The 15,061-nt window shown below is 67.6% G+C and carries 13 protein-coding genes and 1 pseudogene; 4 read left to right on the forward strand and 10 right to left on the reverse strand.

The genetic code is table 11. From position 1 onward, the window contains the following. Positions 1–214: 214 nt before the first annotated feature. The 3 genes from smpB to ACWKY3_RS01855 are packed head-to-tail and all read right to left on the reverse strand — an operon-like array spanning position 215 to position 2,122. Positions 215–679: an SsrA-binding protein SmpB gene (gene smpB / locus ACWKY3_RS01845; RefSeq protein ID WP_449314727.1), complete on the reverse strand. Its 465-nt coding sequence runs from the start codon at positions 677–679 to the stop codon at positions 215–217. A 14-nt stretch (positions 680–693) separates the two neighbouring features. Further along, positions 694–1,803: a M42 family metallopeptidase gene (locus ACWKY3_RS01850; protein WP_449314728.1), complete on the reverse strand. Its 1,110-nt coding sequence runs from the start codon at positions 1,801–1,803 to the stop codon at positions 694–696. Positions 1,804–1,840: 37 nt separating this feature from the next. Continuing rightward, positions 1,841–2,122: a hypothetical protein gene (locus tag ACWKY3_RS01855; RefSeq protein ID WP_449314729.1), complete on the reverse strand. Its 282-nt coding sequence runs from the start codon at positions 2,120–2,122 to the stop codon at positions 1,841–1,843. A gap of 244 nt (positions 2,123–2,366) precedes the next feature. Here ACWKY3_RS01855 and ACWKY3_RS01860 point away from each other — a divergent pair, with 244 nt between their 5' ends. Next, positions 2,367–4,655, forward strand: coding sequence for a bifunctional alpha,alpha-trehalose-phosphate synthase (UDP-forming)/trehalose-phosphatase (locus ACWKY3_RS01860; protein ID WP_449314730.1), 2,289 nt, complete (start codon positions 2,367–2,369; stop codon positions 4,653–4,655). 62 nt (positions 4,656–4,717) lie between these two features. Here ACWKY3_RS01860 and ACWKY3_RS01865 read toward each other — a convergent pair whose 3' ends face one another. From ACWKY3_RS01865 to ACWKY3_RS01885, 5 genes are all read right to left on the reverse strand, one after another. Then, complete coding sequence (locus ACWKY3_RS01865; protein WP_449314731.1) at positions 4,718–5,173, reverse strand: YhcH/YjgK/YiaL family protein; 456 nt, start codon at positions 5,171–5,173, stop codon at positions 4,718–4,720. A gap of 85 nt (positions 5,174–5,258) precedes the next feature. After that, positions 5,259–5,915, reverse strand: a complete 657-nt coding sequence (locus ACWKY3_RS01870; RefSeq protein ID WP_449314732.1) for an ExsB family transcriptional regulator — start codon at positions 5,913–5,915, stop codon at positions 5,259–5,261. 63 nt (positions 5,916–5,978) lie between these two features. Further along, entirely contained in the window at positions 5,979–6,188 is a 210-nt protein-coding gene (locus ACWKY3_RS01875) for a GNAT family N-acetyltransferase (protein ID WP_449314739.1), read from the reverse strand. 454 nt (positions 6,189–6,642) lie between these two features. Then, positions 6,643–7,707, reverse strand: coding sequence for a redox-regulated ATPase YchF (ychF, locus tag ACWKY3_RS01880; protein ID WP_449314733.1), 1,065 nt, complete (start codon positions 7,705–7,707; stop codon positions 6,643–6,645). Between the two features lie 274 nt (positions 7,708–7,981). Continuing rightward, positions 7,982–9,361 carry a sodium-dependent transporter gene (locus ACWKY3_RS01885; RefSeq protein WP_449314734.1) on the reverse strand — a complete coding sequence of 460 codons (1,380 nt, stop codon included), beginning with the start codon at positions 9,359–9,361 and terminating at the stop codon, positions 7,982–7,984. A 142-nt stretch (positions 9,362–9,503) separates the two neighbouring features. Between ACWKY3_RS01885 and ACWKY3_RS01890 the strand changes: the two genes are divergently transcribed. Then, positions 9,504–10,571, forward strand: coding sequence for an LCP family protein (locus ACWKY3_RS01890; RefSeq protein ID WP_449314735.1), 1,068 nt, complete (start codon positions 9,504–9,506; stop codon positions 10,569–10,571). Positions 10,572–10,604: 33 nt separating this feature from the next. On the opposite strand, the gene ACWKY3_RS01895 is transcribed toward ACWKY3_RS01890, so the two are convergent. After that, positions 10,605–11,306, reverse strand: coding sequence for a GNAT family N-acetyltransferase (locus tag ACWKY3_RS01895; protein ID WP_449314736.1), 702 nt, complete (start codon positions 11,304–11,306; stop codon positions 10,605–10,607). 338 nt (positions 11,307–11,644) lie between these two features. Here ACWKY3_RS01895 and dapF point away from each other — a divergent pair, with 338 nt between their 5' ends. Then, positions 11,645–12,541, forward strand: coding sequence for a diaminopimelate epimerase (gene dapF / locus ACWKY3_RS01900; protein ID WP_449314737.1), 897 nt, complete (start codon positions 11,645–11,647; stop codon positions 12,539–12,541). 122 nt (positions 12,542–12,663) lie between these two features. Beyond that, positions 12,664–13,821, forward strand: a complete 1,158-nt coding sequence (locus ACWKY3_RS01905; RefSeq protein WP_449314738.1) for an LL-diaminopimelate aminotransferase — start codon at positions 12,664–12,666, stop codon at positions 13,819–13,821. Positions 13,822–14,046: 225 nt separating this feature from the next. On the opposite strand, the pseudogene ACWKY3_RS01910 reads toward ACWKY3_RS01905, so the two are convergent. Then, positions 14,047–15,061: pseudogene (locus ACWKY3_RS01910) on the reverse strand (glutamine synthetase type III); the annotation flags it as partial.

A 15,061-nucleotide genomic window follows, 5' to 3' on the forward strand; every position in this document is an offset into this window, starting at 1 on the left:
ACGCACGATGTCGTCCTCGTCAAGCTCAAGCTCCACCAGCTCGTAGTCCTCGTCCTCTGCCCGGACGTCGTCTTCCGACGCCTCCGGCTCCTCGACCTCTTCCAATTCCTCGACCTCTTCCAGCTCCTCGAGCCTCTGCTCCTCGTCCATGATGGCCTCCCGTTCGCTGCCACGGAGCCGGCGCGCGGCGCGAGGCCGGCGCCGGCCGCTTGTCCTAGCGGCTGCGCTCCTTCAAAGCGCGCTCCACCTCGCGCTTGGAGTCGCGCGCCGCCATGCTGGCGCGCTTGTCGTAGAGCTTCTTGCCGCGCGCGACGGCCAGCTCCACCTTCACAAGCGCGTTCTCCTTGAAATACATCTTCAGGGGCACGAGGGCCATGCCCTTCTCCCTGACCTGCTCCTGCAGGCGGCGGATCTCCTTTTTGTGCAGGAGCAGCCTGCGCTTGCGGTCGGGGTCCACGTTGGCGATGTTGCCGTGCGAGTACGGCGGGATATGCACGTTGTGCAGCCATACCTCCCCGTTCCTCACAAGGGCGAAGCAGTCGGTCAGCTGGCAGTGGCTCTCGCGCAGCGAGCGCACTTCGGTGCCCGTCAGCTCGATGCCCGCCTCCAACGTCTCGAGCACTTCGTACTCGTGCAGCGCCTTGCGGTTCTTCGCTATGGTGATGGCCTCGCGTCCCATGGCGGCGCGCTCCCCTACTCCGCGTCCGCAGGCGCGTCGCTCGCCACGCCGCCCATGCCCGGAACGAAGCTGGCGCCCTCGCCCAAATCCAGCGCGAAACGCACGAGCAAGCGCACCGTGGCCTCCAAGTCGGACAGGCACACCACCTCGGTGGGCGTGTGCATGTAGCGAAGCGGCACGGACACAAGCCCCGTGGGTATGCCGCCGCGCGTCACCTGGATGGCGCGCGCGTCGGTGCCGGTGACGGCGGGTTCGGCCTCCACCTGGTAGGGAACGCCCTCGGCCTTGGCGGCGGCCACCAGCCGCTCGAACACCTCGGGGTTGATATTGGGGCCGCGCGCGATGACAGGGCCCTGGCCGCAGACGATCCTGCCGAACTTCGCCTGGGAGATGCCCGGGTAGTCGGTGGCGTGCGTCACGTCGAACGCCACGGCCACGTCGGGACGCACGCCGTAGGCGGACGTGGTGGCTCCGCGCACGCCGATCTCCTCCTGCACCGTGGCCGCCACCACGAAGTCGCCCTGCGCGCGGCCGGCCCGCGCCAGCTCCTCCATCGCGCGCGTGGCCACCCACACGCCGGCCTTGTCGTCGAAGGCGCGCGAGACGGCCATGCCCTTGCCGAAACGCTCGAAGCCCACGCCGAAGGTGACGACGTCGCCCACGCAGACGAGCTTCCTCACCTTCTTGGCGGGCAGGCCCACGTCGATCACCAGCTGGTCGATGGGCGTGACTTTTTTGCGCTCGTCGGCGTCGATGAGGTGGATGGGCTTGCGCCCCACCACGCCGCGCAGGGGCTTGAAAGCGTTGGAGGCGTGCACGTCCACCCGCAGGCCGGGCAGGATGGCCGCGTCCACGCCGCCCACGGCGGCGACGGAGAGGAACCCCTCGTCGGAGATGTAGGTGACCATGAGGCCGATCTCGTCCATGTGGGCCGAAAGCATGAGGCAGGGTCCCGCGCCGCGCCCGGAAAGGCGCGCGTGGACCGAACCCATGACGTCGGTCTCTATCTCGTCGGCGGTGTTGGCCAAGCGCTTGCGCACCAAGGCGGCCACCGCCGTTTCGGTGCCGGTCGCAGACGGAGTTTCCAACAGGTTTTTCAGGTACTTCACCTGGTTTTTCTTCATGATGCTCCTTAACGGGTCGGGCCGTCGGACAAGACGGCTACCACCATTCCTTCCTCTTCGCCCGCTTGCGCTCGGGCTTCGGGGCGCGAAAATCCATCTCCAACTGCTCGTCGCACGCCGTTGCGGCGGCCTTTTTGCGCTCCACGCGCACGATGCTCCACGACACGGCGTCCTTCCCGTAAAGCTCGAGCATCTTCAGCCGCGCGTCGCGCTGGTTGCCCTTCGTTCCCGCGCGGGAGGCGCTCTCGAACTCGAACAAACCCTTCGCCCGCACGTCCGAGGCCGCCGGCGAGGAGTAATGGGCTACGTAGGTGTGCATGTCCGTCCTTCTTGCAGTGCTTGGGTGCTCCGTGCAATCTTACCACGACGGGGCGCTCCCAAAGGCGCCGGGCGCGTCGCTTCGAAGAACCGCCACGCATCCGAAACGTCGGCTCCGAAGAGGCGCGCGGCGGGCGGACGAAACGGTCACGGCAATGCTACGGGGCCGCAACGGAGCCGCAGGCGAAACGAAGACCCCTCGGCTCTCGCCTACAATGACGAGCACCGATAGAGAAGGTGACCCCATGACGCATGACAACGCAAAGGCGCCCCGCAACGCCGCATCTCCCTCCCCCGGCGCAGACGCTAAGGGGCGCGTCGTCATCGTGTCCAACCGGCTGCCGCTTCGAATGGAAGACGACGGGAAGGGGGGCCTGCGCGCCGTGCGCAACGTGGGCGGCCTTGCCACGGGGTTGGGGCCTTTGCACGAGCGGGAGGGCAACCTGTGGATCGGATGCGCAGAGGGCCTTGAGAGCGCCTCCCGCCGGGAACGGAAGCGCCTGGAAAACGCCCTGACGGCGCGCTCCTGCCGCAGCGTGCTCCTAGATCCCAACGACTACGAGCGGTACTACGAGGGGCTTTCCAACTCGGCCGTCTGGCCGCTGTTCCACGGATTCCCCCAATTCGCCATGTTCGACGAGGACGACTGGGCCGCCTATGTCCGCGTGAACGAGCGCTTCCGCGACGCGGTGCTGGCCGAGGTGCGGCCCGATGACGCCGTGTGGGTGCAGGACTACCACCTCATGCTGCTCCCCTCGCTCCTGCGGGAGGCGCTGCCCGACGCGGCCATCGGGTTCTTCCTGCACATACCTTTCCCCGATTACGAGACGTTCCGCATGGCCCCATGGCGCGAGGAGATCCTGCGCGGCATGCTGGGGGCCGACCTCATAGGGTTCCACGCCTACGACTACGTCCGCCATTTCCTCTCAAGCTGCAGGCGCATTGCCGGCGTGGAGAACGCGAGCGGGACCATCGCGGCGGACGGGCGCCTCGCGCGCGCCGACGCGTTCCCCCTCGGCATCGACTACGAGCGCTTCCGCCACGCCGCGCGCGGCCTGCGGATCCGCTGCGGAGGGAAGGAGCGCGACGGCGAAAAGGGCCGTGCCGGCTGCAAGACCATGCTCTCGGTGGAGCGGCTCGACTACTCCAAGGGCATCCCGGAGCGCCTTCTGGCCTTCGACACGTTCCTCGACCGCCACCCCGAATGGAAGGGCCGCGTGACGCTGACGTTGGTCACGGTCCCCTCGCGCGAGAACGTGCCCTCTTACCGCGCCCTCAAGAAGCGCATCGACGAGCTGGTGGGGCAGGTGAACGGAAAGCATGCCACCTTGGGCTGGACGCCGGTCGACTACTATTACCGCGCGCTGCCCTTCGACCGGCTGATCGGCCTGTACGCCGCCAGCGACGTCATGCTGGTCACCCCGCTGCGCGACGGCATGAACCTGGTGTGCAAAGAGTACCTAGCCTGCCACGACGACGGGACGGGGGTGCTCGTGCTCTCCGAGATGGCGGGAGCCGCCTACGAGCTGCACGAGGCCGTTCTCGTGAACCCCTTCGACCGGGGCGCGACGGCCGACGCCATGCTGCTCGCCCTCACGATGCCCGAAGGCGAGCAGCGCCGCCGCAACGCCCCCATGCAGCGCCGCCTTGCGCGCTACACCTCGCAGATGTGGGCGAGCGAGTTTTTGGGCGCGATGCGCGACGTCAAGAGGAGGCAAGCGGGGCTGAGCGCGCGCCTTTTGGGCCCAAAGCCGGTCTCGCGCCTGGTCGAGGCGTTCAAGAAGGCGCCGCGCCGAGCCCTTTTGCTCGACTACGACGGCACGCTCGCGCCTTTGACGGGCGACCCCGCCCAAGCCTTTCCCGACGAGGAGCTGCTGGAGCTGCTGCGCCGTCTGGGCGAGCGCGAGGGAAACGACGTGGTGGTGGTTTCCGGACGCAAGCGATCGACGCTGGAGGCGTGGCTTGGACGGCTGCCCGTCAACCTGGTGGCCGAGCATGGCGCGTGGATGCGCGCGCTCCCTCCGGCGGCGGCCAGGCACCTTGCGGCCGCACGGCCCTCCTGGACCCTGCTCAAACCGCTCGAAACCTCCTGGAAAGACGAGGTGCGCGCCGTTTTGGCGGAGTTCGTGGACAGGACCCCCGGATCGTTTCTGGAGGAGAAGGACTTCTCCATCGCCTGGCACTACCGCACCTGCAGCCAGGAGCTGGCGGAACGGCGCGTCATCGAAGCCAAGAACGCCCTTGACGACCTTCCGTCCGCGCAGGGGCTCTCGCTTTTGGAAGGGAGCAAGGTGCTCGAGATGCGGCCGCAGGGCGTGGACAAGGGGGCCGCGACCAAGCGATGGCTGCGCGACCCCGCGTTCGGGTTCCTTCTGGTCGCCGGGGACGATCTCACCGACGAGGACATGTTCGGCGCGGCGCCCAAGGAGGCATGGACCGTGCACGTGGGGAACGGCCCCACCCGCGCGCGCTTCGCCCTCAGGGACAGCGCGGAGGTGCGCGGGCTGCTCCGAAGGCTCGCCGAGGCGCGATAGAGGCCCCGCCCTGCCACCAGGGCCCGACGCCCGCGCAACCAGGCGGCCGTTTTCCGAACCGGCTAGGCCAGCACCTTCACGACCACCTTGCGCACCGGCTTCGCCGCGCCGAACGAGCAGCCCGGCTTGTGGGCGTCCCCGGGGGCGAACACGGCCAGCTGCCCGGCGCGCAGAACGATGCTGCTGCACCACGGGGGCGTGCCGTACCTGCCGCCGTCCGCCTCCTCGTCGAAGGACCCTATCTCTATGAGGCCCTCGAGCGGGGCGTACTGGATCAGCTCCTCGCCCGACACCATGCAGTGGATGTCGCAGTAGCGGCGATGCGCCTCCATCCTCAGATCGGGCGCGGGAGCGGTGTCGTACTCGCTGACGAGGGCGAACACCTCGTCGCCGTCGATGTCGGTGCGGCCGAGCGGCAGCGCGGACAAGTCCTCGCGCTCCAGGAAGGCATAGGCTTTCCTGAATCGGTCGGATGCGTAGTCGGTGCGCGCAGCGTGCGCAAGCGGCGCCAAAAGCATGGGCGGTCCTTTCCAAGGCGGACGAACGCTCGGGCGGTCGTCCGGGCCGGTTCGTTACAGGGCATCGGCCAGTATACACCTTCCCCTACGCCAAGCCGCCCTCGCGCCGGGCCGCTGCGGCGGCGCGGGCAGCCGGGGCCTGGGCCGCGCGGGCAAGCGACGCCGCGGTGAGGGGCTTGCCGGCGGGCACGTGCACGGCCAGACACGAGAAGCTGGGCTTGCCAGCCGTGAACAGGCCCAAATCGCGCGATGCTGCGCGAACGCCGTCCTTGGTCAGGCCGGCTCGACGCAAAGGAGACACCACGCCCAGCTCCGCAAGCGCGCGGAAGCCGGGGCGGTTCGCGGGGTCATCGGTGGCGTTGGTGCCGTCGGCCAGAACGCCGAAGCCGTCTTTGGCCATATGCTCGAGGATGGTGGAGAAGATGAAGGTCTTGCACCTATAGCAGCGGTCGGGCGGATTGGCGCAGATGTCGGCGCGGGAGAGCACGTCGGCGCCGATGAGTTGAAAGTCCGCCCCCAGCTCGCGCGCCAGGCGCAGGGCGTCCTGCGTTTCGAACGAGGGTTGAAACGCCGTACGCACCCCGTAGGCCCGCACCTCGCAACCTGCTCGCACGGCGGCCGCAAGCAGGTACGACGAGTCGCACCCGCCCGAGAACGCCACCGCCAGCCGCGGCGTGCGGGCGAAGAACTCCCCCAGCGGCTCAACCCCCACCTCCTGCCCGAAACCTGTTTCCACGGTCATGGGCGCCTCCTCTCTCTCGATCCCTCCCGGCCTGCCGCCGCATCATAGCCCCTGGAGCCGGCTCTAGGTCAAGGAGGAAGCGCCGTCCTCACGGTAGCGCGTCCGCTGCCCGTCGAGCCACGCCTGCGCCTCCGCGTCCGAGAAGGGCCCCTCGTAGGCGTACATGACCTCCGGATCCTGCAGCATGGCGCAGAGCGCGGGGAGGTCGCCCTGCACCATCTCGCGCAGGATCAGGCGCTCCGTCTCCAAGATATAACCCGCAGACGATAGCATCTCTTCCAAGATTGCTCCCTCCCCCTGCATTTTGCATCACTCTCCAATTGCGCATACGATACAGTAACAGAATAGCGAAAAGTTTCTGATTCCTTACCGTTGCGGACGCCTGGAGGCGCAGAAGGGATGCAAGAGGGGGCGCCGGGAGACGCAAGAGGGATGCTGGAAGGCGCAAAAGGGGCATGAAAAGGGCGCAGAGGGAACGTCGGAAAGCGCAGAGGCGCGCAAGAGGGGCGGAAAGCAGTCCGGAGCCGCGCTGACCCGGTCACAATCGGGCCAATTGCCCCGATCCGGCCCGAACCGCGTTGCCGCAGCCGTTCGGGCGCACCTGGCGGCCGCAGGCTGCGCGCTCGAGCGGCCGCTCGAGCATACCCGGCGGCCGTTCGGGCGCAACCTGCGGCCGCCGGCTCGGCGTTCGGCCAGCCGCCCGCCGGCACAGCCTGCGGCCCCTCCCCTACACGTTGAACTTGAAGTGCATGACGTCGCCGTCTTGCACCACGTACTCCTTGCCCTCCTGGCGCAGCTTGCCGGCGTCGCGGCAGCCTTTCTCGCCGCCCAGCTCAGAGTAGTCGGCGAACGAGGCGGTCTCGGCCTTGATGAAGCCGCGCTCGAAATCGGTGTGGATGACGCCAGCGGCCTGCGGCGCCTTCGCGCCGACGGGGATGGTCCAAGCGCGCGTCTCCGTCTCGCCGCTGGTGAAGTAGCTTTGCAGGCCCAGCAGCTTGTACGCCTCGCGCACCAGGCGCGCCAAGCCGCTCTCCTCAAGGCCTATGGCCTCCAGGTACTCGCGCGCCTCGGCCGGGTCGAGCTCGGCCAGGTCGGCCTCCACCTTCGCAGAGATGGGCACCGGCGCGCAGCCGTCGATCTCGGGTAGGTCGGCGTCCAGCTGATCCTCGTCCACGTTGGCGATGTAGAGCATGGGCTTCATCGTGAGCAGGTGCAGATCGTACAAGGCCGAACGCTCGTCGTCGTCCAGGTTCAGCGTGCGCGCGCGATGTCCCTCGTTCAGGCCCGCGAGCACCTTCTGCGCGGCGGCCACCTTCGCAGCGCCCGCCTTGTCGCGCTTGGCCTCCTTCTCCAAGCGAGGCAGCGCCTTTTCTATGGTGGCCATGTCGGCCAAGATGAGCTCGGTCTTGATGGTCTCCACGTCGGATTGCGGGTCCACGCGGCCCGCCACGTGGACCACGTCCGGATCGCCGAAGAAGCGCACCACCTCGCAGATGGCGTCCGTCTCGCGGATGTTCGCCAAGAACTGGTTACCCAGCCCCTCGCCCTGCGACGCTCCGGCCACAAGCCCGGCTATGTCAACGAACTCGACCGTGGCCGGCACGATGCGCGCCGGATGGTCGATCTCGGCCAATCGGTCGAGCCGGGAATCGGGCACGGGCACCACGCCCACGTTGGGCTCGATGGTGGCGAACGGATAGTTGGCCGCAAGCCCGCCTTTGTTGGTGAGCGCGGTGAACAGCGTGGACTTGCCCACGTTGGGCAGCCCGACGATACCGATGGAAAGCGACATGGAACTTCCTTCTCAAAGCGGTGCGAAACGTTTCGCACCATGATAGCAAAACCCGCCCGCCCCGACGAGGGAGGGCGGGTCGCAGCGTATGCGAAGCAGCGGGAGGGGATCCGCAGGCGCACGGCGCACGCAGAGGCCGCGCTCGGCACGGACGCGTCCGGCGCGTCCGTGGGCGGCCCGCAAGCGCGCAGCGCCCACAGGGGCCTCCAAGGCCAAACGACACGCCTCCGCAGCAGACCGCCGAAGCGCCCCGCAAGGCGCCGCGCCGCCTGCGCTAGAAGGTGACGATGCCGAACGTCTGCGCGACGAACGCCACCATGATGACCACCACGAGCACCGGGGCCACGTACTTGATCATGACCGTCCAGAACCCGGACGCCCGGAAGGGCCCGGAAAGCTCCACCTCGTCCACGATGGCCTTCGGCTTGATGATCCATCCCACGAACACGCAGGTGAGCAACGCCACGATGGGCATGATCACCGAGTTCGACAGGAAGTCGAAGAAGTCGAGCAGCGACGTGCCCGCGCCCAAAGGCTCGATGAATGACAGGCCGTTGTACCCCAGGTTCACGAACGCGCCGGCAACCGTCACCACCGCCACCACTGCAAACAGCGACTTTTTGCGCGACCAGCCCGCGCCGTCCTGAACGATGGACACGCAGGTTTCGGTGAGCGAGATGGCGCTCGTCAGGGCCGCGAACAGCACCAGCAAAAAGAACAGGAAGCCCACCACGGTGGCCGCCGTGCCCATGTCGCCGAACACCTGGGGCAGGATGACGAACATGAGCGACGGGCCGGAGTTGGCCGCCACCGCCTCGCCCGAACCCATGGCCACGAACGCGGCCGGCACGATCATGAGGCCGGCCAAGAACGACACGCCCACGTCGAAGCCGCCGATGCGCACCACGCTGGAGGTGAGGCTGGACTTCTTGTCAAGGTAGGATCCGTAGGTGACCATGATGCCCATGGCCAGCGACAGGCTGTAGAACATCTGCCCCAGCGCCCCGATGACCAGCTCCGGAGAGAACTTGGAGAAGTCGGGCACCAGGTAGTACAGCGCGCCGTCGAGCGCGCCGGGCATGGTGAGCGTGTAGGCCGCGATGGCCACCGCCATGACGATGAGCGCCGGCATCATGAACAGATTGGCCTTCTCGATGCCGCCCTTCACGCCCAGCGAAACCACCACGTACACCACGGCCATGAACAGGAACATCCACAAGAAGCTCTCCGCCCCGCCCGTGATGAACCCGGTGAAAAACCCGTCTGCCGCCAGCGCCTCGGGGCCATCGACCAGATAGCCCACCGTGTACTTGGCCACCCAGCCGCCGATGATGCAGTAGTACGGCGTGATGATGAAGGGCACGATGGAGGCGAGCACGCCGATGAAGGCGTACTTTTTGCCGAACTGCTTGAACGCGCCGATGGTGGACTGCCCGGTCTTGCGGCCAAGCGCTATCTCCAGCAGCAGCATGGACACGCCGAACGTGAACACCAGGACCAGATAGGTGATGAGAAACGTCCCGCCGCCGTATTTGGCGGCCAGGTACGGGAAGCGCCACATGTTGCCCAATCCCACCGCCGAGGCGGCTGCGGCCAAGATGAACGCCCATTTGCCCGACCACGAGGAGCGTGCGGGCGCGCCGGTAGATGCCATCGTATTCCTTCCGTTGAAATCTCAAAGAAGTCATTATAACGGCAACAGCGCCCTATTCGTCAACGTCTTGCCGCCAAAACGCGCCGCATCGCGCTATCATGGAACGTCCCAACCTTGAAACCGACGAGGAAAGGCGGCGCCCATGCGCACCATGCTCGTAAAAAGAACGTCCGTCGCGCCAAGGATGCGCGCGGCGGCACTGGCCGCAGCGGCGCTGCTCGCGGTTGCGTTGTTGGCCTCGTGCTCGTGCTCGGCAGCCCGAACCGAGCCCGATGCCCAGCCCCAGGAGGAGGCGTCGGCGCAGAAGGCGTTCGACGGCGCGGCGGTCAGCGACGCGCCCGAACCCGAGCGCCCGGCACCCGAGCCCGAGTACATCCTGATCATCGGCGACGACGCGTGGGAGAACTACACGCCGGGCCACGCCGACCTGATGATGCTCATGCGGCTGGACTTCGAACGCGGGCAGATCGCCCTCGTCACCGTCCCGCGCGACACCAAGCACGTGTTCGCCGACGGGCATGCGGACAAGCTCAACCAGGTGTACACAAGCAGCGGGCCGGAGGCGCAGTGCGCCGCCGTGTCCGAGGTGACGGGCGTGGAGGTCACCCAGTACGTGGTCGTGGGATTCGACGGATTCCAAAACATCATCGGGCATTTCGGCGGGCTGGACGTGAACCTGCCCTACGCGCTTGACTACAGCTTCTACACGAAGGACCACCCCAACGAGGTGTTTGCCGCCGGCGAGCAGACGCTCACGCCATGGCGCGCCATGGCGCTCTCCCGCACCCGGACGAGCTACGGAGACTACGGGCTTGAGCAGGACATGATGCGCCAGACGATCAACCGGCAGATGATGGTGGGCCTGATAAGGCTCGCCTTCTCCGATCCGGCGCAGACCGGGGCCCTGCTTTCGGCGCTGCAGGGATTCGTGTCCACGAACGTGCCGCTGGAGACGCAGACGGCCTGGGCCGAGGAGCTGGCGTCGGGAACGCAGATCACCGTGCACGCCACGACGGGCCCCTTCACCGGCGGCATCGACGACGAGGCCGGCGGGCTGTGGCTGGTCACCCCCGACGAGCAGGGCTGGGCGTCGCTGATGGCGGCAATCGAGGCCGGACAGGACCCCTCGGAGGCAGCGGCGGCCTACTCGGCGGAGCTTGAATCGCCCCTGGCGCCCGTGAGCACCGTCGCAACCGTGTCCCTGGGCTGAGCCCGCCGCGCGGCCCCCTGCCGTCTGTCGCGCCTACAGCGACACCGGGCGGGCGCCCGGATCGCCGCCGTGGGGGAACACGTCGGGGGTGGGCAGGGAGAGGCGGAACTTGTCCGAGACGTGCTCGTAGCCGGCGGCCAGCGCCAGGTGGCGCATCGAGTGGTTGTGCGTTTCCATGTAGAGCGTGTCGAGGCCCAGCATGGGGGCCATGCTCGTCCAAGCCGCCAGCATGCGCCGCATGTAGCCCTTCCCGCGGTGCTGAGGCGGCGTGTAGCAGGCGATCACCGTGGCCGCCCGCTGGGCGCCCCCGTGCGCGCTGATGACGGGCATGCGGTCGGCGGCCTCCAAGCCCGACATGGAAACCGCCTCTCCCCCGCGCTCCACCAACCCCACGAACACGCTGCGGTTGAGCGTGCGGCTCAGGTACGCCTCCGTTTCGGCGTGGAACAGGCGCAGTGCGTCGGCCGAGGGGGCAAGCTCCCAGTACTCCGCCGACTGGGCGCAGCGCATGTCGCAGATCGTCGGGATGTCCGAGCGCTGGGCCAGCCGAAAGGTGCACCCGGTGGGCGCAAGGGCGTCGCCATGCCCCTGCGCGCGCATGCCCGAGGGGTCCTCGTCCAGTTGAAGGACCAGGCCAAGCGCCATGGACCGCATCTCCTCCACGAAGCCGTCCGTCTGCTCCTCGTCGAAAACCGCGCTTGCGACGTGCGGAAACGTCTGCAGGCCCTTCTTCACGCTCCCTCGCTTCCTCCCGGTTCGCCGGATGCCGTCCAAAACATGCCAGCACATGATAGACGGGGGCCTGCCGGAAATCAAGATGCCGGACGGGGCTTTCCAAGGCCCGCGCGGTGCAACCGCCCGCGCCCGTCAAGGCCCCTGCCCGCAGCGGCTGCGCGCCGCAGTCCTGCGACCCCACGCGCTACGGCCCTGCCCCCCGCGCGGCGCGGCTCCGCCCCCGCGCCGCAACCCTGCGGCCTGCGCGTCCGCAGAGGTAAAAGCTCTGTTAAATCGGGGGCGGGAACGCCCTTTCGCGCGCTAACATGGGTGGGAAAGTCAAAAGGAAGGAGGAGCCTGTGGAGGGAGCCCTCGAATTCGCCAAGCTGCACGGGCTGGGCAACGATTTCGTCATGATCAACGACCTTGCCTGCGAGGTCGAGCTTTCCGCAAGCCAGGTGGCGCACCTTTGCGACCGGCACTTCGGCATAGGGGCCGACGGCGTCATTTTGGTGCGCCCCTCCACGCGCCCCGAATGCGCAGCCTACATGCACTACATCAACGCCGACGGCACGTTGGCGCAGATGTGCGGCAACGGCGTGCGCTGCTTTGCGAAGTACCTGGTGGATCGCGGCCTGGCAGAGGCGAGCGCGCACCGCTTGGTGGCCGACACCCTCGCAGGCCCCAAGCCCATCACGTTTGAGGCAGACGACGCGGGCAAGCTCGTCTACGCCACCGTCGACATGGGAAAACCCGTGCTCAACCCCGCCCGCGTGCCGGTGAGCGCCGCACCTGACGCCACCTCGCCCGACGGCCAGCCGTACGCAGGCGCGCTTCGGCTTTCATCCCCCTGGGGAAGCTTCACCTTCACCTGCGTGTCGATGGGAAACCCCCACGCCGTCTGCTTCCTTGAAAACGAGGACGTGAGCCAATTCGACGTGGAGCGCATCGGCGCGTACTTTGAGACGCACGAAGCCTTCCCCGAGAAGACGAACGTGGAGTTCGCCGCAGTGGGGCCGGACGGCATCGCCATGCGCGTGTTCGAGCGCGGCTGCGGCGAGACGATGGCGTGCGGCACCGGCGCATGCGCGACCGCGGTGGCGGCCTGCCTGACCGGGCGCGCGGGGCGCAAAAGCGACGTGCTTTTGCGCGGAGGCACGCTGCGCATCGTCTGGGACGACGACGGGCACGTGCTGATGACCGGCCCCGCGCAGGAGAGCTTTTCGGGCAGCGTCCCCTTAGACGCGCTACCCTGACGCCACAGGCCGGCTTTGGCGCCGCATGTCGGCCCCGCAGGCCTCGCCGATCCCGCCGGCCCCTCCCGCCAGCGCCGCCGGCCCCGCAGACCCCGGCCCCAACCACGAAAGGAAACATCCCCATGAGAACCGCCACCTGCCTCGACCATTTGGCCCCCTACCTGTTCGCCCAAATAGACGAAAAACGCGACGCGCTCGCCGCGCGCGGCGTCGATGTGATCTCGCTGGGCATCGGCGACCCCGACACCCCCACGCCAACCCACATCGTGGACGCCATGGCCGAGGCCATCCGCAATCCGAAGAACCACCAATACCCCGACTACGCCGGCTCGACGGCGTTTCGCCAGGCGGCCGCCGCATGGATGCGCAGCCGCTTCGGCGTGGAGGTGGATCCGGCCGCAGAAGTGCTCGCGCTCATCGGCAGCAAGGAGGGCATCGCGCACCTGCACACCGCGTTTTTGGATCCCGGCGACTACGTGCTGGCGCCCTCCATCGGCTACCCCGTGTATTCGGGCGGCGCCGTGCTGGCAAGCGCCAACACCTACTTCATGCCCATGCGCGAGGAGGACGGCTTCCTGGCCGACTTCTCCCACGTGCCCGAAGAGGTGCTGGCCAAGGCCAAGATCATGTTCCTCGGCTACCCGAACAACCCCACGGGCGCCTGCGCCACCGAAAGGTACTTCGACCGCGCCATCGCGTTTTGCCAAGAGCACGACCTTCTGCTCGCACACGACAACGCCTACTGCGACATCTGCTTCGACGGCTACCGCGCGCCTTCCATCTTGGAACGCCCGCACGCCAAGGAATGCTGCATCGAGTTTTTCAGCCTGTCGAAGTCCTACAACATGACCGGCTGGCGCATCGCGTTCGCCTGCGGCAACGAGCAGGCCGTGCGCGCGCTGGGCACCGTGAAGAACAACCTGGACTCGGGTCAGTTCACCGCCGTGCAGGAGGCGGGCATCGCCGCGCTTTCCGGCGACCAGCGCTGCGTGTCCGACCTCTGCGCGCTCTACCAGCGCCGCCGCGACCTCGTGGTGGACGCCCTGCGCGGCATCGGGCTTGAGTGCGCCGCGCCGAAGGCCACCATCTACGTGTGGGCGAAGGTGCCCGACGGCGAGACGTCCGCGTCGTTTGCCACCAAGCTGCTGGAGCGGGCGCATGTCATCGTCACCCCTGGCAGCGGCTACGGCCCGGGCGGCGAAGGATATATACGCATCTCGCTCACCACGCCCGACAAGCGCCTGACCGAAGCTGTCCGCCGCATCAAAGAAACCATGTAGCGAAACGCAGCGGATCCGTAGCAGGCCGTAGCGGGTTCGGCAGCGCCTGGCGGCATCCCGGCAAAAGCAATGTCGGGCCCAGCCGCATGGGATCCGGCGACAACCCCGCAGCGCCCGCTTCGGCATCGTTTGCCTCCCGCACCTAGCAAACTGCCCCGTGCTCCACACGGAGAGCACGGGGCAGAAGCCTCCCCAACGCAAAGCGCGAAACGTTTGGCAGGGCGCCTACACGTAGAAGAGCATGTCGTTGTAGGTGGGCACCGGCCAATGGTCGCGGTCGGTCACCGTCTCCATGGCATCCACCGCAGCGCGCAGCTTGTCCATCAGCGGAATGACCTCGTGAGCGTAGGCATCCGCGCGCTTTTGCTGGTCCTCTATCTGCTCAACGCCGCGATGCGCGTCGTCAAGAGCGCACAGCTGCACGTCGATTTCATCAATGCCGGCAAGCAAGGTGTCGAGCAGCGCCTCCTGCTGCCTGACCGGTCCGTCCGGGCGCGCCGCCACAAGGGCCGCCCGCGCGGAGGCGATCTCCGCCGCATAGGCGTTCACCGCGGGCAGGTAGGTGCGCCGCACCATGCGCTTCATCGTGCGCGCCTCGATGTTGAGCAGCTTGTTGTACTTCTCCAGCTTCACCTCGTAGCGGCTCTGCGCTTCCGATTCGCTCAGAACGCCGAACATCTCGAACAGCTCCACGCTCTTGCGCTCCACGAAGCACGGCAGCGCATCGGCCGTGGTGCGATGGTTGGCAAGCCCCCGGCGGGCGGCCTCCTTTTGCCATTCGTCGGAGTAGCCGTTGCCATTGAAGATGATGCGGCGATGCGCCCTCAGCGTATCGCGCACATACGCGATGGCCGCCGCCTCGAACTCGCCCTCCGGCACGCCGTCGAGGGCGTCGGCGAAGTCTTTCAGGCTCTTGGCCATGGCGGTGTTGAGCACCATGTTGCAGTCGGACAGGTTCACGTTCGACCCCGGCATGCGGAACTCGAACTTGTTGCCCGTGAACGCGAACGGCGAGGTGCGGTTGCGGTCCGTGTTGTCCTTGAGGAAGCTCGGCAGCACGGCCACGCCCAAATCCATGGCCACCTTCTCGGCGCTGGCGTACTCGTGCTCGTCCACGAGCGCGTCCACGATGGCCCCCAGCTCGTCGCCCAGAAACATGGAGATGATGGCCGGCGGCGCCTCGTTCGCGCCCAGGCGGTGGTCGTTGCCCGCCGAGGCCACCGACATGCGCAGAAGCTCC

Source organism: Rubneribacter sp., assembly GCF_965361815.1.

Coding starts and splice junctions, on each gene's coding strand:
- ACWKY3_RS01850 (WP_449314728.1), bottom strand. CDS start 1,803: ATGAAGAAAAACCAGGTGAAGTACCTGAAAAACCTGTTGGAAACTCCG.
- ACWKY3_RS01855 (WP_449314729.1), bottom strand. CDS start 2,122: ATGCACACCTACGTAGCCCATTACTCCTCGCCGGCGGCCTCGGACGTG.
- ychF (WP_449314733.1), bottom strand. CDS start 7,707: ATGTCGCTTTCCATCGGTATCGTCGGGCTGCCCAACGTGGGCAAGTCC.
- ACWKY3_RS01905 (WP_449314738.1), top strand. CDS start 12,664: ATGAGAACCGCCACCTGCCTCGACCATTTGGCCCCCTACCTGTTCGCC.
- ACWKY3_RS01890 (WP_449314735.1), top strand. CDS start 9,504: ATGCGCACCATGCTCGTAAAAAGAACGTCCGTCGCGCCAAGGATGCGC.
- ACWKY3_RS01865 (WP_449314731.1), bottom strand. CDS start 5,173: ATGCTTTTGGCGCCGCTTGCGCACGCTGCGCGCACCGACTACGCATCC.
- ACWKY3_RS01875 (WP_449314739.1), bottom strand. CDS start 6,188: ATGCTATCGTCTGCGGGTTATATCTTGGAGACGGAGCGCCTGATCCTG.
- ACWKY3_RS01860 (WP_449314730.1), top strand. CDS start 2,367: ATGACGCATGACAACGCAAAGGCGCCCCGCAACGCCGCATCTCCCTCC.
- smpB (WP_449314727.1), bottom strand. CDS start 679: ATGGGACGCGAGGCCATCACCATAGCGAAGAACCGCAAGGCGCTGCAC.
- ACWKY3_RS01885 (WP_449314734.1), bottom strand. CDS start 9,361: ATGGCATCTACCGGCGCGCCCGCACGCTCCTCGTGGTCGGGCAAATGG.
- ACWKY3_RS01870 (WP_449314732.1), bottom strand. CDS start 5,915: ATGACCGTGGAAACAGGTTTCGGGCAGGAGGTGGGGGTTGAGCCGCTG.